The organism is Sodalis sp. (in: enterobacteria), from assembly GCF_051710625.1.
GTDB lineage: Bacteria > Pseudomonadota > Gammaproteobacteria > Enterobacterales > Enterobacteriaceae > JBPESN01.
On the sequence record NZ_JBPESN010000029.1, the window covers coordinates 1 to 21,670 of the forward strand.

The 21,670-nt window shown below is 55.3% G+C and carries 9 protein-coding genes and 9 pseudogenes; 14 read left to right on the plus strand and 4 right to left on the minus strand.

What is annotated here, in order from left to right; genetic code table 11:
• Nucleotides 1–594: pseudogene (locus ACTBDU_RS08990) on the minus strand (transposase); the annotation flags it as partial.
• A 212-nt stretch (nucleotides 595–806) separates the two neighbouring features.
• Here ACTBDU_RS08990 and ACTBDU_RS08995 point away from each other — a divergent pair.
• The 4 genes and pseudogenes from ACTBDU_RS08995 to ACTBDU_RS09010 all read left to right on the plus strand — a co-directional run bounded on the left by ACTBDU_RS08995 (nucleotide 807) and on the right by ACTBDU_RS09010 (nucleotide 4,373).
• Nucleotides 807–1,001 (plus strand): hypothetical protein, encoded by a 195-nt coding sequence (locus tag ACTBDU_RS08995; RefSeq protein ID WP_438806237.1) that lies wholly within the window; start codon nucleotides 807–809, stop codon nucleotides 999–1,001.
• 276 nt (nucleotides 1,002–1,277) lie between these two features.
• A pseudogene (locus tag ACTBDU_RS09000) lies at nucleotides 1,278–1,619 on the plus strand (efflux RND transporter periplasmic adaptor subunit); the annotation flags it as partial.
• Between the two features lie 12 nt (nucleotides 1,620–1,631).
• A complete protein-coding gene (locus tag ACTBDU_RS09005; RefSeq protein ID WP_438806248.1) occupies nucleotides 1,632–2,189 on the plus strand; it encodes a copper-binding protein in 558 nt (185 codons plus the stop codon).
• A gap of 38 nt (nucleotides 2,190–2,227) precedes the next feature.
• Nucleotides 2,228–4,373 (plus strand): annotated as a pseudogene (locus ACTBDU_RS09010) (efflux RND transporter permease subunit).
• Between the two features lie 304 nt (nucleotides 4,374–4,677).
• Here the strand turns inward: ACTBDU_RS09010 and gltP are convergent.
• Nucleotides 4,678–5,976: a glutamate/aspartate:proton symporter GltP gene (gene gltP, locus ACTBDU_RS09015; RefSeq protein WP_438806249.1), complete on the minus strand. Its 1,299-nt coding sequence runs from the start codon at nucleotides 5,974–5,976 to the stop codon at nucleotides 4,678–4,680.
• A gap of 533 nt (nucleotides 5,977–6,509) precedes the next feature.
• Here gltP and acs point away from each other — a divergent pair.
• Nucleotides 6,510–8,468, plus strand: coding sequence for an acetate--CoA ligase (gene acs, locus ACTBDU_RS09020; protein ID WP_438806238.1), 1,959 nt, complete (start codon nucleotides 6,510–6,512; stop codon nucleotides 8,466–8,468).
• A 9-nt stretch (nucleotides 8,469–8,477) separates the two neighbouring features.
• On the opposite strand, the pseudogene ACTBDU_RS09025 reads toward acs, so the two are convergent.
• Nucleotides 8,478–9,601, minus strand: a pseudogene (locus ACTBDU_RS09025) (IS3 family transposase).
• A gap of 421 nt (nucleotides 9,602–10,022) precedes the next feature.
• Nucleotides 10,023–11,207 (minus strand): 3-demethoxyubiquinol 3-hydroxylase, encoded by a 1,185-nt coding sequence (ubiF, locus tag ACTBDU_RS09030; RefSeq protein ID WP_438806239.1) that lies wholly within the window; start codon nucleotides 11,205–11,207, stop codon nucleotides 10,023–10,025.
• A 174-nt stretch (nucleotides 11,208–11,381) separates the two neighbouring features.
• Here ubiF and miaB point away from each other — a divergent pair, with 174 nt between their 5' ends.
• The 9 genes and pseudogenes from miaB to gltK form a co-directional block, all read left to right on the plus strand.
• Entirely contained in the window at nucleotides 11,382–12,806 is a 1,425-nt protein-coding gene (gene miaB, locus ACTBDU_RS09035; protein ID WP_438806240.1) for a tRNA (N6-isopentenyl adenosine(37)-C2)-methylthiotransferase MiaB, read from the plus strand.
• Nucleotides 12,807–13,029: 223 nt separating this feature from the next.
• Nucleotides 13,030–14,124, plus strand: a pseudogene (locus ACTBDU_RS09040) (PhoH family protein).
• On the plus strand, nucleotides 14,121–14,570 hold the full coding sequence (ybeY, locus tag ACTBDU_RS09045) for an rRNA maturation RNase YbeY (RefSeq protein WP_438806241.1): 450 nt from the start codon (nucleotides 14,121–14,123) through the stop codon (nucleotides 14,568–14,570). Before ACTBDU_RS09040 ends, ybeY begins: the two are co-directional and overlap by 4 nt.
• Nucleotides 14,571–14,637: 67 nt before the next feature.
• Nucleotides 14,638–15,810: pseudogene (locus ACTBDU_RS09050) on the plus strand (IS3 family transposase).
• Between the two features lie 78 nt (nucleotides 15,811–15,888).
• The gene (corC, locus tag ACTBDU_RS09055; protein WP_438806242.1) at nucleotides 15,889–16,767 is read left to right on the plus strand and encodes a CNNM family magnesium/cobalt transport protein CorC; all 879 of its coding nucleotides are present in this window, start codon (nucleotides 15,889–15,891) and stop codon (nucleotides 16,765–16,767) included.
• A gap of 7 nt (nucleotides 16,768–16,774) precedes the next feature.
• The gene (lnt, locus tag ACTBDU_RS09060; RefSeq protein ID WP_438806243.1) at nucleotides 16,775–18,310 is read left to right on the plus strand and encodes an apolipoprotein N-acyltransferase; all 1,536 of its coding nucleotides are present in this window, start codon (nucleotides 16,775–16,777) and stop codon (nucleotides 18,308–18,310) included.
• 963 nt (nucleotides 18,311–19,273) lie between these two features.
• A pseudogene (locus tag ACTBDU_RS09065) lies at nucleotides 19,274–20,126 on the plus strand (glutamate/aspartate ABC transporter substrate-binding protein).
• A gap of 156 nt (nucleotides 20,127–20,282) precedes the next feature.
• Nucleotides 20,283–20,999, plus strand: a pseudogene (locus ACTBDU_RS09070) (amino acid ABC transporter permease).
• A pseudogene (gene gltK / locus ACTBDU_RS09075) lies at nucleotides 20,999–21,667 on the plus strand (glutamate/aspartate ABC transporter permease GltK); the annotation flags it as partial. The pseudogenes ACTBDU_RS09070 and gltK, both read left to right, overlap by 1 nt.
• Nucleotides 21,668–21,670 lie beyond the last annotated feature (3 nt).

Genomic DNA, 21,670 nt, shown 5'->3' on the forward strand with positions numbered 1-21,670 from the left:
CTTATACCTGTGCGTCGGCTGCTGACAACTGACCAGCCCCAGCTCTTTCATGAGCCTGCCTGCGAGCCAGCGCCCCATGCGGAAGCCTCTCTGGGTTGCCATGGTGGCGATACTTCTCGCGCCAGCTGCACCATGGCTGATACTGGTGCAGTTCATAAACCTGACTGCGCAATACCTTTCACCTGCCGTCTGGCCTGTCAGGACGACTTTTCCAGTATTTGTAACTGCTGCGATGAACCCTGAACACGTGGCAGAGTGTGGCCACAGGATAATGCGCTCTGAGTTTCCCGATTAACGAGAACTGTTCAGGGAGTCTGACATCAAGAGCGCTGTAGCCTTTTTTAATATTTCATTTTCCATTTCAATGCGTTGCACCTTCTTCTTGAGCTCACGTATTTCGATTTGTGCCGGGGTTATGGGAGAGGCTTTTGGCGTTTTCCCCTGTCGCTCATCACGCAGTTGTTTTACCCATTTCGTTATCGTAGAAAAGCCGACGTCCATGGCTTTTGCTACTGGCCCGGCGGTGTAATTTTGGTCGACAACCAGTCGAGCGGATTCGCGTTTGAATTCAGGACTAAAATTTCTTCTTTTCATTGGTGCACCCGTGTTGTTCTGAGGTAAGCATATCACCTCTATTCAGGTGGCCAAATTCAGTGTGCCACTACACTCAAAAAGAAGTGGCCTCAACTAGCGAGATTCAGTCGATTAACGAGGAAAGCCTAATGGAGGATCCTTTAGAAGCTACTTAGCATATGATTTATAAGTCGCTGAATAAAAAAGATTTAGAGGCATTAATAAGCCTGCTTTTGCAAGCAGGGGCAAAGGGTGTATTGGCGTTATCAGGACGTAAAGATGACTTAGATAGCCTGTTACTCCAACTTCCAAAAGAAGAAAAAGAACGTCTAATAGTCCTACACGAAGCTAAAAAGGGGGCGGTATCTGAAAAGTGTGCAGTAGAAGATGTGGCAAGCTTAAACTGTAAGAAAAGTGGAGCGGCCTAAATAAAAATTAGGCCATTATCTATCTTATTTCATTATTTTTATAATTTATTAATATTTTTTGACCTAATTTACATATATCTAATAAATGCCCAAAAGGCGTTTAAACTACCTTTAAATCTGCTCAAACCACAGTCATTCGAGTCCAGAATTTAGTGCAAAAAAATCATTTTTTGCCCATTTTTTTGCGACGAATCTAGAATCTGTAAAATCTCTGTAAGCCGCGCCATTAAAGGGCTTCCGGCTAACCCATCGTTTAACTTAAGAGTCCAGAAATGATTGCCACCCCACAAGCGCAGCGGACAACCTCAGACCCGCCTCACGCTGTGCGCGCCAGCCAGCGGCGTCATCAACAAATTGTCGGTTCGCGAAGGCAGCCAGGTCACCGCCGCGCAGCCGATGTTTGAACTGGCGTCTTTGGATTCGCTGTAGCTGGTGGCCGATTTTCCGCAGGCGCAGGCCAGCGCCGTCGCGGCGGGCGATGAAATTATCACTACCGGCGCGCGCTGGCCGGGCAGGCGTTTTCACGGACGCGTCGAGGATTTGTTGCCGCTCGTGGAGAACAGCACCCGTACCTACCGGGCACGCATCGTTATCGATAATCATGACGCTCGCCTGCAGCCGGGTATGTACATGCGGGTACAGCGGGCCGACCTCCGCAGTCAGGGGGAAACCGTGCTGACGATTCCGCAGGACGCGCTGGTGCAAACCGGCAGCCGTAATACCGTGCTGCTGGCCGAGGGTAACGGTTATTTCCGGCTGGTCGAGGTCACCGCCGGGCAATTCCTGATTGACTCCGAAGCCAGTCTGCGTGGCGCTTTACCGCAGTTGGCAGGCCCGACGGCCACCAATGGCGGCGCGGCGGCGCCTACAGAGTCCTCCGGCGACGACGGCCATGGTGGCATAACCACGCCACAGCAGGCAGACCACCAGGCCGGTAGCCACACCACGGCGACACCGCAAATCTACCGCGGGGAGGGCACCCTGAAAGCGCAGCACGGTCAACGGGTTACCCTTGCCCACGGTGCCGTCGCGGCGCTGGGCTGGCCGGCGATGACCATGGATTTTATTTTGCCCAAGAGCGGTGTGCCGCCGGCAATCCACGCCGGTAGCCGGGTGCAATTCGCATTTATGCTGGACAACAACGGCACACAACTTACCGACATCGTACCGGTAAGGAGCGGCCAATGATCGTTTTTATCATTCGCTGGTCATTGCGTAATTGACTCCTGGTCATCTTGGTGGTGCTACTGCTGGCGGTCTGGGGCATTTGGTCTTTGCAACGGACACCGGTGGACACGCTGCCAGACTTGTCCGATGTCCAGGTCATCGTCCGGGTTAATTATCCCGGCAAAGCGCCGCAGGTCGTCGAGGATCAGATTACCTGGCCGTTGACGACCACCATGCTGTCGGTGCCCGCCGCGACCACCGCGCGCGGCTTTCCCATGTTTGGCGACGCCTATATCTACGTGCTATTCGCCGATGGAACCGACCCCTACTGGGCGCGCTCGCGGGTGCTGGAATACCTGAGTCAGACGCAAGCGACGCTGCCGGCGGAAGCCCGTGCCGGCCTGGGGGCTGATGCCACGGGCGTCGAAATTGTGCCAGTCTATGACTGCGCCCACCTGATTGAGCAGGCGATTAACTCTTTGTCACATAAACTGCTGGAAGAGTTTATTGTCGTGGCGCTGGTGTGCAGCCTGTTCCTGTTCCACTTCCGCTCGGCGCTGGTAGCGATAATCACGCTCCCGCTCGGCATACTTGGCGCATTCATCGTCATGCGCTATCAGGGGATCAACGCCAATATCATGTCGCTCGGCGGTATTGCCATTGCCATCGGCGCCATAATCGACGCCGCCATCGTGATAATCGAGAATATGCATAAGGTGCTGGAGCAATGGCGCCATAACCCGGTAAAACGCCATCAAACGAGGACTATCGGCAGATCTCCGCCCGCGCTGCTACCGAAGTCGGTCCAGCGTTGTTCTATAGCCTGCTTATCATCACGTTACCGTTCATACCGGTTTTCTCGCTGGAGGCACAAGAGGGCCGAATGTTCAGCCCGCTGGCGTTCACCAAAACCTACTCCATGGCGATCGCCGCCGGGCTCGGCCTGTCGCTGACTCTGCTGGTCATTACCCTCCTTCCACTCAGCCGGCTCGGCAGCGAGTTCATGCCACCGCTGGACGAAGGGGATCTGCTGTATATACCCTCGACCCTGCCCGGCATCGTCAACGTGTGGGTGCCTCCCATCCGCAACCGGTTGAACATGCTGGCCACCGGTATCAAGAGCCCGGTCGGCATCAAGGTCAACGGCAATAACATTGACCAGATAGAAGCGGTGGCACAGCAAATCGAGCGGGTAGTGCACTAGGTGCCGGGCGTCACCGAAGCCCTGGCTGAACGATTGAAGGGCGGCTGCTATATTGATGTGGATATCGACCGGGGGTGAGCGCGGCACGCTATGGCGTGACGGTGCAGGCGCTGCAACCGTTGGTCGCCGCGGTCGTCGGCGGGGCGAATATCGGCCAAACGATCGAGGGGCGCGAGCGTTATCCGATTAATGTGCGTTATCCGCGTGAGCTGCGGGACTCGGTGCAAAAGCTGCGCGATCTTCTGGTAATTACCGCCGCCGGTGCACAGGTGACCTTGGGTGATTTGGCCTCTATCCGCGTCAATAACGGGCCGCCGATGTTGAAAGGCAAGAATGCCCGGCTCTCAAACTGGATCTATGTGAACCTGCGCGGCCGGGATTTAAAATCGGCCGTTCTGGAGATGCAGAATGTGGTGGCGCAACAGGTCAAGCTGCCCGACGGCGTGTCGCTAAGCTGGTCCGGGCAGTTTGAGTATCTGGAGCGCGCCAGCGCCAAACTGAAAATTGTGCTGCCCTTCACCTTGGCGATCACCTTTGTTCTGCTGTATATCACCTTTAACCGGGTACGCGATGCGCTGCTTATCATGGGCACGCTACCGTTTGTGTTGATAGGCGGCGTGTGGTTGCTCTATCTGCTGTACTATAATCTGTCGGTGGCGGCCGTGGTGGGCTTTATGGCGCTGGCGGGCGTGGCGGCGGAATTTGGCGTGATCATGGTGCTGTATCTCAAGCATGCGCTGGTCAAGCAGCACGATGAAAACGGGCGGCTGGACGAGCAGGCTTTGCTGGCGGTTATCCGCGAAGGCGCGGTACACTGCGCGTGCGGCCGAAAGTGATGACCGTGGCGACCATCGTGGCCGGTCTGCTGCCGATCATGTGGGGCAGCGGCGTGGGCTCGGAGGTTATGTAGCGCCCCCATAGTCGGTGGGATGGTCAGCGCGCCGCTGCTGTCGATGCTGCTCATTCCCGCGCTGTATAAGCTGTTGCATCGTCATGGCTGAAAGACGTGACGGAAGTTTGCAGGCTGGCGGCCGAAAAATCCGCCGTAAAAACCCCTACCGCCGTACATCTTCAGCGGCGGCGCAGCAAAAAAAAGCCTGACGTCTCCACATCAGGCTTGTCAGGTGCCCTGCTCCACGTTCGCGTCGCCAGGCCGGCGAGCGCAACAACCCTTCTACCGCAGACCCCTGCTTCGCGGTCGCATTGTAGCACTGCGTCGTGCTACGAGCCCCCTCAAGCAGGCACCGGCTCTGCGTCCGGCTGATGACCGGGCGAGCATCGCCCCCGTTTGCCGGAGCTTAAGGCTCAGTCCCGGGATTCCAGCATCTCTTTTTCATACGCCAGCGCCTGCACACTGTCGTATTGATTTTCCCATTTGGCTATCACCAACACCGCCAGCGCATTCCCTACCACGTTAAGCGCAGTGCGCGCCATATCTAGAATACGGTCGACACCGGCGATAAACGCCAGCCCCTCCAGCGGAATACCCACGCTACCCAGGGTCGCCAGCAGCACCACAAAGGACACGCCCGGTACTCCCGCGATCCCCTTGGAGGTCACCATCAACGTCAGCACCAGCACCACTTCCTGCCCCAAAGACAGCTCAATGCCGTAAAGCTGGGCAATGAAAATGGCGGCAATGCTCTGATATAGCGTCGAACCGTCCAGATTGAACGAATAGCCGGTCGGTACTACGAAGCCGGTAATAGCCGCCGGCGCGCCGTAGGCCTCCATTTTTTCGATAATACGCGGCAATACGCTTTCCGAACTGGCGGTGGAAAAGGCCAGAATCAACTCTTCCTTCAAGATGCAAATCAATGTCCAAATACGCAATCGGCAAAGCCGCGCCACGGCGCCCAGTACCACCAGCGCAAAAAAGATAATCGCGCCATACACCAGCAGCACCAGCTCGGCCAAAGGCAGCAGCGAAACGAAACCAAAGGTCGCCACGGTGACTGAAATCAGCGCAAATACCCCTACCGGCGCATATCGCATCACCATATGCGTGACTTTAAACATCGTTTCCGCCACCGCATTAAATACATTGAGTAACGGCGCGCGGGTATTTTCCGGCAGTGAGGCCAGGCCCAGGCCGAATAATACGGAGAAGAAGATGATCGGCAGCATATCGCCCTTCGCCATCGAGGCAAAAATATTTGCCGGAATAAGCGATAAGATCGTGCCGACCAGACTATGGCCACCCGATTGCACTGCGACAGTGGTCTGTTCATATTTTGAGATATCCACTACCGCCAGCGTTGACATATCGATTCCGTGGCCGGGATGGAACACGTTGGCAAGGGTAATCCCCAGAATAATCGCCAGGGTCGTGATTATCTCGAAATACAAGATAGTTTTGAATCCGATACTGCCGAGCTTTTTAGCATCGCCAATTCCTGCAATGCCGACAACCAGCGTCGCCACCACAATAGGCACCACGATCATTTTAATCATGCGGATAAAAATATCCCCGGCCGGCGAAAGTATATTGGTTATCATCCAATCACGTAATTCGCCCTGGTTATGGAGTACCGCGCCGAGGAGAACGCCGAGGATTAAGACAACAAGAATTTGCCAGGCGAGCGTTACTTTTAACTTTTTCATAACAATAGTGCTTTCCATAGTTGGCCCCGCCGTGACGAACACCTATCCATCTCCGTCACCGGCTTCACTTATTCACCTCTTATGATCATGCGAAGCGGGAGCGCTCAAAAACGTTGGTATAAATCGAAAATCTCAAAAACGCCGTAACTGCGTGTGTCTGCTTAAGACTTGATTTATAAGAGCTTTTGACAATTTATTTTGTTATTCCCTGCATTTTACAAGAGATTAACATTAACTTTTTGTTATTAAAGGATTAAGTAATATAAAACGCGCTGAAATCTCAGCCATCAGCCGCGCTACCCGCCTTTATATACGCTTTTTAAACAGAAGAAAACGATAAATGTCGCTGAAAATGTCTTGAGAAGATCATTAGCGCCTGTTATCCCAGTGCTGACGGGAGTACGTTTTTTTCGCTGGCACAGTGCCCCTAAAGATGATGCGTGATCTGTCGCACAAAAAAGAAACAAAGCCAATTCAAGGAGGTTTAATTAACCAAAGGTTGACATATCATTAACAAATACAAGGAGGAAACTATGAGCCAACCCCATCGTTACCCGATTCCCGCTAGTCTCGCGGAACGTACGCTGGTTTCTGCGGAGCAATATCGGAAATTGTATGAGCAGTCCATCAACGATCCCGATTCCTTTTGGCGGGAATACGCCCAGATTGTGGAATGGATAACCCCTTTCTGGACGGTGAAAAATACGACCTTCGATCCTGGCCATGTCAATATTCGCTGGTTTGAAGACGGCACACTGAATGTGGCCGCCAACTGTCTCGATCGGCATTTGCTGGAGCGGGGCGACCAGACCGCCATTATCTGGGAGGGGGATGACGCCAGTCAAAGCAAAACCTTGACCTACCGGCAATTATATCAGGCGGTATGCCGCTTCGCCAATGTCCTGAAGGCGCAGGGTATCGGCAAAAAGGATGTGGTGGCCCTTTACATGCCCATGGTGCCGGAAGCCGCGGTGGCGATGCTTGCCTGCGCGCGTATCGGCGCTGTTCACTCGGTTATTTTCGCCGGTTTTTCGCCGGAGGCGATCGCCGGCCGCATCATCGATTCCAGCGCCAAATTGGTGGTAACCGCCGACGCGGGCCTGCGCGCCGGACGCAAAATCCCCCTGAAGAAAAACATCGACGATGCGTTAAATCATCCGGAGGTGAAAAGCGTTAATCGGGTCATCGTCTTCCGCCGTACCGGCAATGCGATTGACTGGCAACCCGAACGGGATGTGTGGTGGCACGACGCCATCGACGGCGCCGACGATACCTGCCCGCCCGAGGCGATGGGGGCGGAGGATCCGCTGTTCATTCTCTATACCTCCGGCTCCACCGGCACCCCCAAAGGGGTGCTGCACACTACCGGCGGCTATCTGGTTTACGCCGCCACGACCTTTAAATATGTATTCGACTATCACCCCGGCGATGTTTATTGGTGTACCGCTGACGTCGGCTGGGTAACGGGGCACAGCTATCTGCTGTACGGCCCGCTGGCCTGCGGTGCCATTACCCTGATGTTCGAGGGGGTGCCCAACTGGCCTGACGCCCGCCGCATGGCGCAGGTGGTGGACAAATATCAAGTGAATATTCTCTATACCGCGCCCACCGCCATTCGCGCGCTGATGGCCGAAGGTGACAAGGCGATAACCGGTACGCATCGTTCGTCGCTGCGGATCATGGGCTCTGTAGGCGAACCCATCAACCCTGAAGCTTGGGAGTGGTATTACCATAAGATCGGCAACGGCCGCTGCCCGATTGTCGATACCTGGTGGCAGACCGAAACGGGCGGCTTCATGATCACTTCGCTACCGGGCGCCATGGCGCTAAAACCCGGCTCGGCGGCGCTACCGTTTTTCGGCGTCCAGCCCGCGCTGGTAGATAACGCCGGCACGCCTGTCGACGGCGCCGGGGAAGGCAATCTCGTCATCACCGACTCCTGGCCCGGTCAAGCACGTACGCTCTATGGCGATCACGATCGGTTCGAGCAGACCTATTTCTCCACCTTTAAAGGCATGTATTTTAGCAGCGACGGCGCCCGGCGCGATGAGGACGGCTATTATTGGATTACCGGCCGCGTCGATGACGTACTCAACGTTTCCGGCCACCGCCTCGGCACCGCCGAGATCGAATCGGCTTTGGTGGCGCATCCGAAAATTGCTGAAGCGGCGGTGGTCGGAATCCCGCACAACATCAAAGGCCAGGCGATCTACGCTTATATTACGCTTACCGCGGGCGAAACCCCGACGCCTAAGCTGTATAACGAAGTCCGCGCCTGGATGCGTAAAGAAATCGGCGCGATCGCCACCCCCGATGTTTTGCATTGGACCGATTCGCTGCCGAAAACCCGCTCCGGCAAGATAATGCGCCGCATCTTGCGTAAAATTGCCGCCGGCGACACCGGCAATCTGGGTGACACCTCCACGCTGGCCGATCCTGGCGTAGTCGAAAAACTGCTGGAAGAAAAACACACTCTGACCTTGCCTTCGTAATTGTAGTGCTCAACTAAAACTGGCCACCGTGTTAGCGTTTTTCCAGTATCTATTTTCTGATTCGTTTGGTGCCAACCCACCGTTATATTCATGCGGCCTGGGTACGCTGTAATATCCCACGATATAATCGGTAATTTCATGAGCGGCTTCGCTGAAGCTTATGTAGCCCGTTACCGGTATCCACTTGTTCTTCAGACTTCTGAAGAAGCGCTTCATCGGACTGTTATCCCAACAGTTAGCACGCCGACTCATGCTTTGTTTGATCCGGTAACGCCACAGCAACTGTCGGAACTGCCTGCTTGTATAGTGGCTACCCTGATCGCTGTGGAACATCACTCCGGCTGGTTTACCACGCGTTTCCCATGCCATTTCCAGTGCTTTGATGGTCAGTCTGCTGTCCGGGGAAAACGACATAGCCCAGCCCACCGCTGTTCCTCGCGAACAGATGCAAGAACAACCGCAAGGTATGCCCAGCGTTTCCCGGTCCAGATATACGTCACATCGCCTCACCATACCTGGTTTGCCTCCGTTACAGCGAACTGGCGCTCAAGATAATTCGGGATTGCAACATGCTCTTAACCCCCACGCTTATACCTGTGCGGCGGCTGCTGACAACTGACCAGCCCCAACTCTTTCATGGGCCTGCCAGCGAGCCAGCGCCCCATCCAGAAGCCTCTCTGGGTTGCCATGGTGGCGATACTTCTCGCGCCAGCTGCACCATAACTGATATTGTGCAGTTCATAAACCTGACTGCGCAATACCATTCGCCTGCCATCTGGTTTGTCAGGAGGACTTTTCCAGTATTTGTAACTGCTGCGATGAACCCTGAACACGTGACAGAGTGTGGCCACAGGATAATGCGCTCTGAGCTTCCCGATTGATGAGAACTGTTCAGGGAGTCTCACATCAAGAGCGCTGTAGCCTTTTTTAATATTTCGTTTTCCATTTCAATGCGTTGTAGCTTCTTCTTGAGCTCACGTATTTCGATTTGTTCCGGGGTTATGGGAGAGGCTTTTGGCGTTTTCCCCTGTCGCTCATCACGCAGTTGTTTTAGCCATTTCGTCATCGTAGAAATGGCCGACGTCCATGGCTTTTGCTGCTGGCGCGGCGGTGTAATTTTGGTCGACAACCAGTTAAGCGGATTCGCGTTTGAATTCAGGACTAAAATTTCTTCTTTTCATTGGTGCACCCGTGTTGTTCTGAGGTGAGCATATCACCTCTGTTCAGGTGACTAAATTCAGTGTGCCACTACAGTTCATCAGCAAAGCGCAATGACCGCGAAACAGCAGTTTCCTTTCTTCATCGAATGTCCTTTTCAATTCTCTTCTTTCCCTGGAAATAACGGTTTGATAAGACGGTTATGCTGGCTATAATATTGGCCTTGCCGGGCGGTAACAACCCGGCGATGAAGCATTAGCGTCTGAATAAAAAACCATTAATAAAATGTTGGATAGCCATAAAGTCAGGATGCGTGCTGGAGATGCCATAGCGAAGATGTGCCCTGAACCTCCGCCTGACACGACCGTCACGTCGGACGGTGGCGGGCGAGTAACGTTACAGCCCCAGCGCGTAACGCAGCACCCGGTGCTTAAGGCCGCCGGCGCGCTGTGCCAGCATCAGGCCGAGATTGCGTGCCAGCATTAGTGGCGGCAAGTCATTGCTAAACGTCGTGTAAAACGCATCCATTCCCGCCTGCATCAGCAGGTTATCGCCGCGCCGGCGGCGCTGGTAACGTTGCAGCACCGCCCGCGTTTCCCAACGTTCGCCACGATCGCGAGCGGCAATCAAGACCTCCGCCAACGCGTCGGCATCGCGAAAGCCAAGATTGGCCCCCTGCCCGGCCAGCGGGTTAATGGTATGCGCGGCATCCCCTATCAGCGCCAGCCCCGGCAACACATAGTCGCGGGCGTGGCGGCGCGTTAAGGGAAACGATGCCGCCCCATGCAGGGTGAAGGCGCCGAGCCGGTCGGGAAAGGCCGCCTGCACCTCTTGCGCCAGCGCCGGCAGAGGGAGTTTCTCCAACTGGCGAATACGCGCCGCGCCGTCATACCACACCAGCGATGCCCAGCGCCCGTAGAGTGGCAAAAACGCCCGCGGTCCGGAGGGGTGAAACGCCTGCCAGGTCACGTCCTGTTGCTGTCCGCCGTTCATTTCTACGCTGAGCAGGAGGCAGGATTGGCGGTACTGCCAGCCGCTGACCGCAATGCCCACGTGTTGACGTACCCAGGAATTCGCGCCGTCGGCCCCGACCACGAGCCGACTCGTGACGCTACTGCCGTCATCAAGCGTTAAGCGCCAGCGGCCGTCGTCCCACGCCATGGCGGCGAGCGACGCTGGGCAACGCAGCGTCAACGCGTCACAGTCTGTAAAGCCTTGCCATAAGGCCTGCTGGAGTCGGCGGTTCTCCACCATAAAACCCAGCTCTGGCAGGTTAAGGGAGGCGGCATCGAACGTTACCACCGAAGACGGCCATTCCCAGGTTTCCAGACGGCGGTACGGCACGCAATACCGCTCGTCGAGGCGTTGCCAGGCGCCGATGCGGCGCAGCAGCGCCACGGAAGCGCAGCTGATGGCCGACACCCGCAAATCCGGCGGTGCGTCATCTACGGCCGGCGCCGCCGGCGCCAGCTCGATTAGCAGCACCCGAAAGCCCGCCTGGGCCAGCGCCAGCACCAGTGCCGCCCCCACCATGCCGCCGCCGGCCACCACTACCCCATAGCCTATCTCGTTCGTCTTCATTTCGGTTTATGCCTACACTATTATTTTCCAGTTTCCCGTAGTGTACCGCAAAAATGGCCCTTCCAAGATCCGTCGCGCGCGCTAGACTGGTTACAATACCGGCAAAGGATTACAATCCGCGCCCTGCGCAAGCCTGCGGGCTTTTTAATGCTGCATCGAATACTGGGAAAGCTGATGACCAAAAAACTCCATATCAAAACCTGGGGCTGTCAGATGAATGAATACGATTCATCCAAGATGGCCGACTTACTGGATAGCACTCACGGCTATCAGTTGACGGACAACCCCGAAGAGGCGGATGTCCTGCTGCTTAACACCTGCTCCATCCGGGAAAAAGCACAGGAAAAGGTGTTCCATCAGCTGGGGCGCTGGAGCATGCTTAAGGAAGCCCGACCGGAATTGATCATCGGCGTCGGCGGCTGCGTGGCGTCGCAGGAAGGCACCCATATCCGTGAGCGGGTTAATTACGTGGATATCATTTTCGGGCCGCAGACGCTGCACCGTCTGCCGGAAATGATTAATCATGTCAATGGCACTCGCAGCCCGGTGGTGGATATCAGCTTCCCGGAAATCGAAAAATTCGATCGTCTGCCGGAACCGCGCGCCGAAGGGCCGACCGCCTTTGTGTCTATCATGGAAGGCTGCAACAAATACTGCAGTTTTTGCGTCGTACCTTATACCCGCGGCGAAGAAGTCAGCCGCCCGTGCGACGATATCCTATTCGAGATAGCCCAGCTTGCGGATCAGGGCGTGCGTGAAGTCAACCTGCTTGGGCAGAACGTCAACGCCTATCGCGGCGCCAGCTATGACGGCGGCATCTGCACCTTCGCCGAACTGCTGCGGCTGGTGGCGGCCATCGACGGTATCGACCGTATCCGCTATATCACCAGCCACCCCATCGAGTTTACCGACGATATCATCGACGTTTACCGCGATACGCCGGAACTGGTCAGCTTCGTACACCTGCCGGTGCAAAGCGGCTCCGATCGCATTCTGACCATGATGAAACGCGCCCACACCGCGTTGGAATATAAATCGATCATACGCCAGCTGCGCAAGGCGCGCCCGGATATCCAGATCAGCTCCGACTTCATCATCGGCTTTCCGGGCGAAACCCAGCAAGACTTTGAGCAAACGATGCAGCTTATCGCCGACGTGAATTTCGACATGAGCTTCAGCTTCATTTACTCCGCGCGTCCCGGCACGCCTGCCGCTGATATGGTGGATGATGTCAGCGAAGAAGAGAAAAAACAGCGGCTCTATATCTTGCAGGAACGTATCACCCAACAGGCCATGCAGTACAGCCGCCGCATGAAGGGTACGGTACAGCGTATTCTGGTGGAAGGCCCCTCGCGCAAAAACGTGATGGAGCTATCCGGCCGCACTGAAAACAATCGGGTGGTCAATTTTGAAGGCGCGCCCTCCATAATTGGCAAATTCGTCGATGTAGAGATCGTCGACGTGTACCCTAATTCCCTGCGCGGCGTCTTGCTGCGCACCGAAGATCAGATGGCATTGCGCAGCCATGAAAGCCCGGCATCGGTCATTGCCCGCACCCGTAAAGAGAACGAACTGGACGTGGGCATGTACCAGCCGTGACCTCCCTGCCTGCCAGCTTTCCGGAGCGACTTATCGCTCCGCCGCCATGCGGCTCACCTGCTTGCATTGCACTAATTGTGCCTCAATATACATATAATGGTCTTTGCCCTTGACGCGTGGGCGGGGATGCTTCATTTATTAATCCTGGGCCTTCGCTGCCGGCCCTGCCGGCGCACGACCCGGGGTTCACCTTGCAAGGGCTTGAGAGGCCGAGAGAACATATTTGAACGTCAAAACCAAAGAAATCATGCTGGACCCCGCAGACAACAACCGTCTGTTGAGCCTCTGTGGGCCATTTGATGACAATATCAAGCAACTTGAGCGCCGGTTGGGCATTGAGATCAATCGGCGTGACAATACCTTTAAGCTGGTGGGTAAACCGCTGTGCGTTGACGCCGCCGCGTCGATTCTTACCTCGCTGTACGTCGACACGGCGCCGCTGCGCGGCGTTATCGCCGATATCGAGCCGGAACAAATCCATCTAACCATTAAACAGAGCCGGGGGCTGGAGCAAACAGCGGGGAGCGTGCCCGATTATGGCCGCGCGGTGAATATACAAACCAAGCGCGGCATCATCAAACCGCGCACGCTTAATCAGGCGCAATACATCGCCCACATTCTCGGCCATGACATCACCTTTGGCGTCGGCCCGGCCGGGACCGGCAAAACCTATCTGGCGGTGGCGCCCGCGGTAGACGCGCTGGAGCGCCAGGAAATTCGCCGTATTTTTCTGACCCGCCCGGCGGTGGAAGTCGGTGAGAAACCGGGTTTTCTGCCCAGCGATCTCAGCCAGAAGGTCGACCCCTACCTGCGCCCGCTTTACGGCGCCCCCTTTGAAATGCTAGGCTTTGAGCGGGTGGAAAAACTGATTGGGCGCAATATCATTGAGGTCGCGCCGCTGGCCTATATGCGCGGACGAACTCCGAACGATGCGTTCATTATTCTTAACGAAAGCCAGAACACCACCATCAAACAGATGAAGATGTTCCTGACCCGCATCGGCTTCAATTCTAAAGCGGTCATCACCGGTAACGTCACTCAGATAGACCTGCCGCACAATCAGAAATCAGGGTTGCACCACGCGGTGGAAGTGCTGGCGGAAGTGGAAGAAATCAGTTTCAATTTCTTCCATAGCGAAGACGTGGTACGCCACCCGGTAGTGGCGCGGGTTGTCAATGCCTATGAAGCCTAGGAAACCGCCGATCAAAAACGCAAAGAACACCTCGCCGCCGAGCGCAAACGCGAGGCCCTGGCACAGAACAACGGCGCCGCTCCGGCCGGGCACGGTTCGTCATCCTCCAGGGAGTCTGATGCATGACCGACGTGATACTTGACCTGCAGCTGGCCTGCGATGAAGCGCGCGGCCTGCCCGCCGAGGCGGATTTCATGCGCTGGCTGCAGGGCGTGCTGCCGCTGTTTCGCGACTGCGCGGAGGTCACCGTTCGCCTGGTGGACGAAGCGGAAAGCCATGAACTGAATATGACCTACCGCGGCAAAGATCGGCCCACCAACGTGCTTTCCTTTCCCTTTGAGGCGCCACCGGAAGTGGAACTGCCGCTGCTGGGGGATTTGGTCATCTGCCGTCAGGTAGTGGAACACGAAGCGCAGCAGCAGGAAAAGGCGCTGGAGGTCCATTGGGCGCATATGGTTGTTCACGGTTCGCTGCATCTGTTAGGATATGATCATCTCCAGGATGAGGAAGCCCTGGAGATGGAATCGTTGGAAACCAAGATAATGCAAAAGCTTGGTTACCCGGATCTGTAGTGGCACACTGAATTTAGCCACCTGAACAGAAGTGATATGCTCACCTCAGAACAACACGGGTGCACCAATGAAAAGAAGAAACTTTAGTCCTGAATTTAAACGCGAATCCGCTCAACTGGTTGTCGACCAAAATTACACCGCCGCGCCAGCAGCAAAAGCCATAAACGTGGGCCATTTCTACGATGACGAAATGGGTAAAACAACTGCGTGATGAGCGACAGGGGAAAACGCCAAAAGCCCCTCCCATAACCCCGGAACAAATCGAAATACGTGAGCTCAAGAAGAAGCTACAACGCATTGAAATGGAAAACGAAATATTAAAAAAGGCTACAGCGCTCTTGATGTGAGACTCCCTGAACAGTTCTCATCAATCGGGAAACTCAGAGCGCATTATCCTGTGGCCACACTCTGTCACGTGTTCAGGGTTCATCGCAGCAGTTACAAATACTGGAAAAGTCGTCCTGACAAACCAGACGGCAGGCGAACGGTATTGCACAGTCAGGTTTATGAACTGCACAATATCAGTTATGGTGCAGCTGGCGCGAGAAGTATCGCCACCATGGCAACCCAGAGAGGCTTCCGGATGGGGCGCTGGAGAAGCAGGCAGGCCCATGAAAGAGCTAGGGCTGGTCAGTTGTCAGTAGCCGACGCACAGGTATTAAGCGTGGCGGTTAGGAGCATGTTGCGATCCCGAATTATCTTGAGCGCTAGTTCGCTGTAACGGAGCCAAACCAGGTATGGTGCGGCGATGTGACGTATATCTGGACCGGGAAACGCTGGGCATACCTTGCGGTTGTTCTTGCATCTGTTCGCGAGGAAACCGGTGGGCTGGGCTATGTCGTTTTCCCCGAACAGCAGACTGACCATCAAAGCACTGGAAATGGCATGGGAAACGCGTGGTAAACCAGCCGGAGTGATGTTCCACAGCGATCAGGGTAGCCACTATACAAGCAGGCAGTTCCGACAGTTGCTGTGGCGTTACCGGATCAAACAAAGCATGAGTCGGCGTGGTAACTGTTGGGATAACAGTCCGATGGAGCGCTTCTTCAGAAGTCTGAAGAACAAGTGGATACCGGTAACGGGCTACATAGGCTTCAGCGAAGCCGCTCATGAAATTACCGACTATATCGTGGGATATTACAGCGCACTCAGGCCGCATGAATATAACGGTGGGTTGGCACCAAACGAATCAGAAAATAGATACTGGAAAAACGCTAACGCGGTGGCCAGTTTTAGTTGAGCACTACAATCCGTATCTTGCGGGAAAAGAGGCGTAATGCCCCCCATAATCATTAGAGAGTGAAACTAACTAAACGCTATGAGCGACGACCATTCGCAGAGCAACGATAGCTCCAGTCCCAAGAAGGGCTTTTTTACCCTGATGCTAAATCAGCTGTTTCACGGCGAACCAAAAAACCGTGACGATTTTCTCGAACTTATCAGGGATTCCGAACAGAACGAGCTTATCGACCCCAATACCCGCGATATGCTGGAAGGCGTCATGGACATCGCCGAACAGCGGGTACGGGATATCATGATCCCCCGCTCGCAGATCATTACGCTGATGAAAAACCAATCGCTGCAGGAGTGCCTCGACGTCATCGTCGAATCGGCCCATTCCCGTTTCCCGGTTATCAGCGAAGATAAGGATTATGTGGAAGGGATTCTGCTGTCCAAGGACTTGTTGCCGTTCATGCTCAGCCACGACGAACCCTTCAGCATCAAGAAGATTCTGCGTCCGGCGGTCGTGGTGCCGGAAAGCAAGCGGGTCGACCGTATGCTGAAGGAGTTCCGCTCCCAGCGCTACCATATGGCCATCGTCATCGATGAATTCGGCGGCGTGTCCGGTCTGGTGACCATTGAAGATATCCTGGAACTTATCGTCGGCGAAATCGAGGATGAGTACGACGATGAAAAAGATCGGGATATTCGCCAGTTGAACCGCTACACCTTCACCGTTCGCGCCCTGACGCCCATTGAAGATTTCAACGAAGTCTTCAATACGCATTTCAGCGATGAGGAAGTGGATACCATCGGCGGCCTGGTCATGCAGGCCTTTGGCCATTTGCCGGCGCGCGCTGAGGGCATCGATATCGACGGCTACAACTTTAAAGTGGCGATGGCCGACAGCCGACGCATTATTCAGGTACACGTCAAAATCCCTGAGAACTCACCGCAACCCATCATGGAAGATTAATTCCCCCATGGCCATCGCCTCACTGTTTGCACGCCAGCGGCTCCGCGCGCTGCTGGCTCTCGTTACCGGCGCCTGCGGTACCCTGGCATTTTCCCCCTACGATTTCTGGCCTGCGGCTATGGTTTCGCTGGGCGGCCTGCTGGCGGTCACCCTCAACCGCAGCGCCCGGCAAGCCGGCTGGCTGGGCTTTGTCTGGGGCTTCGGCCTGTTCGGCACCGGCGTCAATTGGGTCTATGTCAGCATCGCGCAGTTCGGCGGCCTCCCCGGCCCGGCTAATGTGGCGCTGGTGGTGGTGCTCGCCGCCTATCTGGCGCTTTATCCTCTGCTGTTTGCCGCCCTGCTGGCGCGGCGGTGGCCGCGCACCAGCCTGTGGCGGTTGGCGCTCGGCGCGCCGGTGCTGTGGTCGGTCACCGAATTTTTACGCAGTTGGGTGCTGACCGGCTTTCCCTGGCTGGAATTCGGCTACAGCCAGATAGACGGCCCGTTAAAAGGCACTGCGCCGCTGTTCGGCGTACAGGCGATCACGTTCATGCTGGTGGTGATAAGCGGGCTGGCCGTTTATGCGCTGGCCCAGCGGCGACCGTTGCCGGCTGTCGCCGCGTTGGCCCTGCTGCTGCTGCCCTGGCTGCTGCGTTCGCTGCATTGGTATCAGCCTCAGCCGGAGCGGGCCATTAACGTCGCGCTGGTGCAAGGCAACATTGCCCAGTCGATGAAATGGGAGGCGAGCCAGGTGGCGCCGACGCTGGATATTTACCTGCAGCGTACCCTGCCGGCTCTTGGCAAGGCGCAGATGGTTATCTGGCCGGAATCGGCTATACCCGACGATGAGATTGCCCAAAACGCCTTCCTGACCCGGTTTGATGAACAGCTACGCCAGGGACATACCCGGTTGATCACCGGCATCATCGACGCGCGGCCTACCCCTCACGGCTACGATTATTACAACAGCATTATCGTATTGGGCGAATCCACACCCTACCGGTATCCCTCTAAGGATCGCTACAACAAGCATCATCTGGTGCCCTTTGGCGAGACGGTACCGTTGGCAAGTCTGCTGCAGCCGCTGGCGCCGCTGTTCAATCTGCCGATGTCGTCGCTCAGTCAGGGACGTTATTTGCAGCCGCAGCTGCAGGTGACTGGTATGAAGCTCACCGCCACCGTCTGCTACGAGATTATCCTGGGCGGTCAGGTGCGGGATAATTTCCGCTCCGATACCGACTTCCTGCTGACAGTGTCAAACGATGCCTGGTTCGGGCATTCTATTGGCCCGTGGCAGCACTTCCAGATGGCGCGTATGCGTTCGCTGGAGCTGGGGCGGCCGCTGCTGCGCAGCACCAATAACGGTATCACCGCGGTCATCGACGCCGACGGGAAGCCACAGGCGCAATTGCCGCAATTTACCCGCGACGTGCTCAACGTTCGCGTGACCCCGACGCAGGGAATGACGCCCTACGCCCGTGCCGGCTCCTGGCCGCTATGGATTGTTACGCTGCTGGCCGGATTTACCGCGCTGGTTTTTGGTCGCTTCCGAGGAAGCGCCTGAGGAAATGGCATGCTGCTTGATGAACGCTATGTGCTAAAAAACAGCGCGTAATTGCGCGACTATTACGCCGCCCCCCATCCTGGCGTGCTGCATAAACAAATCGACCATGTGGATGACTATGCGCGCTAGCTTATCGCTCTGTCGCCCTGCATGAAGGGGCGCAATAGCAAAAACCACCGAGGACACGCGGAGAGGCCCGCGTGCCTTTGCCGCTGCGCCGAGACTTGCCACGCGCCCGCCGGCGGTGGCCCCGTTACGCTGTCTCCGCCGCACCGGATATGCGTCGGCGTCCATTTGCCCGTCTCTGAATTTTCCTCCTCCTTCTATCCCTCGTGCCCTTCGCCTTTAGCCTTTAGCCTTTAGCCTTTAGCCTTTAGCCTTTAGCCTTTAGCCTTTAGCCTTTAGCCTTTAGCCTTTAGCCTTTAGCCCATTATCCATCCATTCTTTAGACTCTTGGTCCTCTCGTTTTTCATTCCCTTGCTCTGTCAGCATATACATCGCTTTTGTCTCATAAGGGAGCTTTTTGCGCCTTCAGACTCTGCTGCGCTGCCTGCAGAACAACGTTGATACTCGGTTGATAGGCTGCTCCATAGCGGGGCAATAGTTTTACCTAGTATAAATATTGCTGCCAATAATATGTTGAGCATAGCGAGTCGGCGTCACGTGACAAGGGCGCGAACCAGCGTTCTATCGCGGTGCAGGTCGCGCACTGGAAACGAGCAAAACACCATTGTGTGCCGCATTTTAGTGCGCAGCAATTTTCAAAACTTCAACATTTTAATGTCAGTTTATTTACATTAGGCTATTTTAGCGGTAATTGTTTTGACAAATCCGTTTCAAAAGCGGGTCTTACCTCAGGCCGGCTTGCCGTTACAGGGCCGCCGGACGCTGATAGGTTTGATACCGTAATCACAGCAAAGGAACAGGAAGATGCACATGCGCAAATTGGCGTTATCGTTAGTGATGATCGGCATTGCCGCCAGTCAGGCTCATGCCGAAGAGTTAACGGGCACGCCGAAAAAAATCAAAGACAACGGCGTCATCGTGGTAGGTCACCGCGAATCGTCCGTTCCTTTCTCCTATTATGACAACCAGCAGAAAGTGGTGGGCTATTCGCAAAATTACTCCAACGCCATCGTTGACGCCGTGAAAAAAAATCGACGCGCCAAATCTGCATCTGCCCATTACGTCTTCCAATCCCATCCCGCTGCTGCAAAACGACACCTATGATTCTGAATGCGGCTCCACCACCAACAATCTGGAACGTCAGAAACAGGTGGACTTCTTTGATACGCTGTTCATTATCGGCACCCGCCTGGCGGTGAAAAAAGGCGGGCCGATCAAGGACTTTAGCGATTTGGCCGGCAAGACCGTCGTCGTCACCGCCGGAACCACGTCGGAAGTGTTGCTCAACAAGCTCAATGATAAGGAGCAGATGAAAATGCGCATCATCAGCACCAAAGATCACGGCGACTCTTTCCGCACTCTGGAAAGAGGCCGCGCGGTGGCCTTCATGATGGATGACGCGCTGTTAACCGGCGAACGCGCCAAATCGCGCAAACCCGATCAGTGAAATATTGTCGGTACGCCGCAGTCGAAAGAAGCCTATGGCTGCATGCTGCGCAAAAACGACGCCCAGTTCAAGACCCTTATGGATGACACTATCGCTCATATTCAAACGTCCGGCGAAGCAAAAAAATGGTACGACAAGTGGTTCAAACAACCGATCCCACCAAAGGATCTGAACATGAACTTTGCCATGTCGGACGATATGCAAGCCCTGTTCAAATCCCCCAATGATAAAGCCGTAAACTAATAACGATAGGCGGGCAATCCCGCCCTCTTAATTGCTTGCTGACTAAAGGGCCCGGACAGACAGACGCGCCAAGGCCGTTCCCCGAAGCGCGGGAATACGGGGCCATTCATCAATCTTCAGGGTAGCGCTTGCTACCCTTTTTTACCGGATTTTCTTATGTCAATAAATTGGAACTTAGAAATTTTTTTTGAGGCTGCCCCGTTCGGCAACACCACCTATTTGGGCTGGCTATGGTCAGGCTTTCAGGTCACCATTGCCGTGTCGTTCTGCGCCTGGATAATTGCTTTCGTCGTCGGCTCGCTGTTCGGCATTCTGCGCACCCTGCCTAACCGCTTTCTGGCGGAGATCGGGACCTGTTATGTGGAGCTGTTCCGTAATATTCCTCTGATAGTGCAGCTGTTTATTTGGTATCTGGTGATGCCGGAACTGCTGCCGGCCTCCATCGGCACCTGGTTTAAAGCCAAGCTGGACCCCACTATTCAGTTCTTCGTTTCCTCAATGCTATGCCTGGGCTTGTTCACCGCCACGCGCCTTTGCGAGCAGGTGCGTTCCGGCATTCAGTCGCTACTCGCGATGGGACTCACGCTGGGACAGCCCTACCACCATGTCCTGCTGCCCAATGCCTATTGAATTATCGTCCCGCCGATGACCTCGGAAATGCTCAACCTGGTAAAAAACTCGTCGGTCGCCTCGACGATCGATCTGCTGGAAATGGCGGCGCAGGCCAGCAAACTGCTGGATTATTCCGCCCATGCCTATGAGTCTTTTACCGCAATTACCCTGGGCTATCTGCTTATCAACGCCGTGATTATGCTGATAATGCATTTTGTCGAAAGAAAAGTGCGCCTGCCGGGCAATCTGGGGAGCAAATAATGTACGAATTCGACTGGAGTTCTACTTTGCCCAGCCTGCCTTATATGTTACAGGGCATGGCCGCAACGCTGAAAATTACCTTTATCGCGGTCGTCGTTGGAATCATCTGGGGCACCCTGCTGGCCGTAATGCGTCTGTCGCCTGTCAAACCTATTAGCGCCTTTGCCAAAATATACGTCAACCTATTCCGTTCAGTGCCGCTATTGATGGTGCTGTTATCGTTTTATCTGGTGGTGCCGAGCCTTCTGCAAAAGGGACTGGGGGTGTCATCGCAAACCGATATCCGGCTCATTTCCGCCATGATCACGTTTTCGCTGTTCGAGGCGGCCTATTATTCGGAAATCATTCGCGCCGGTATCGTCAGTATCGCTCGCGGTCAATCTTCCGCCGCGCTGGCGCTGGGCATGACGCACTGGCAATCCATGCAATTGGTGATTCTGCCGCAGGCGTTTCACGCGATGGTGCCGCTGCTGCTAACGCAGGGTATTGTGCTGTCTCAGGATACCTCGCAGGTTTACGTATTGAGCCTGGCCGATTTCTTCCGTACCGCTTCCTCTATCGGCGAGCGTGACGGCACGCAGGTGGAAATGGTGCTGTTCGCCGGTTTGATTTATTTTGTCATCAGCCTGAGCGCGTCGACGCTGGTGAACTATTTGAAAAAAAGACGGTTA

Excerpts from the sequence above, each read along its gene's own strand:
- ACTBDU_RS09005 (WP_438806248.1), top strand. The coding sequence starts at position 1,632 with ATGCGGGTACAGCGGGCCGACCTCCGCAGTCAGGGGGAAACCGTGCTG.
- gltP (WP_438806249.1), bottom strand. The coding sequence starts at position 5,976 with ATGAAAAAGTTAAAAGTAACGCTCGCCTGGCAAATTCTTGTTGTCTTA.
- acs (WP_438806238.1), top strand. The coding sequence starts at position 6,510 with ATGAGCCAACCCCATCGTTACCCGATTCCCGCTAGTCTCGCGGAACGT.
- ubiF (WP_438806239.1), bottom strand. The coding sequence starts at position 11,207 with ATGAAGACGAACGAGATAGGCTATGGGGTAGTGGTGGCCGGCGGCGGC.
- miaB (WP_438806240.1), top strand. The coding sequence starts at position 11,382 with ATGACCAAAAAACTCCATATCAAAACCTGGGGCTGTCAGATGAATGAA.
- ybeY (WP_438806241.1), top strand. The coding sequence starts at position 14,121 with ATGACCGACGTGATACTTGACCTGCAGCTGGCCTGCGATGAAGCGCGC.
- corC (WP_438806242.1), top strand. The coding sequence starts at position 15,889 with ATGAGCGACGACCATTCGCAGAGCAACGATAGCTCCAGTCCCAAGAAG.
- lnt (WP_438806243.1), top strand. The coding sequence starts at position 16,775 with ATGGCCATCGCCTCACTGTTTGCACGCCAGCGGCTCCGCGCGCTGCTG.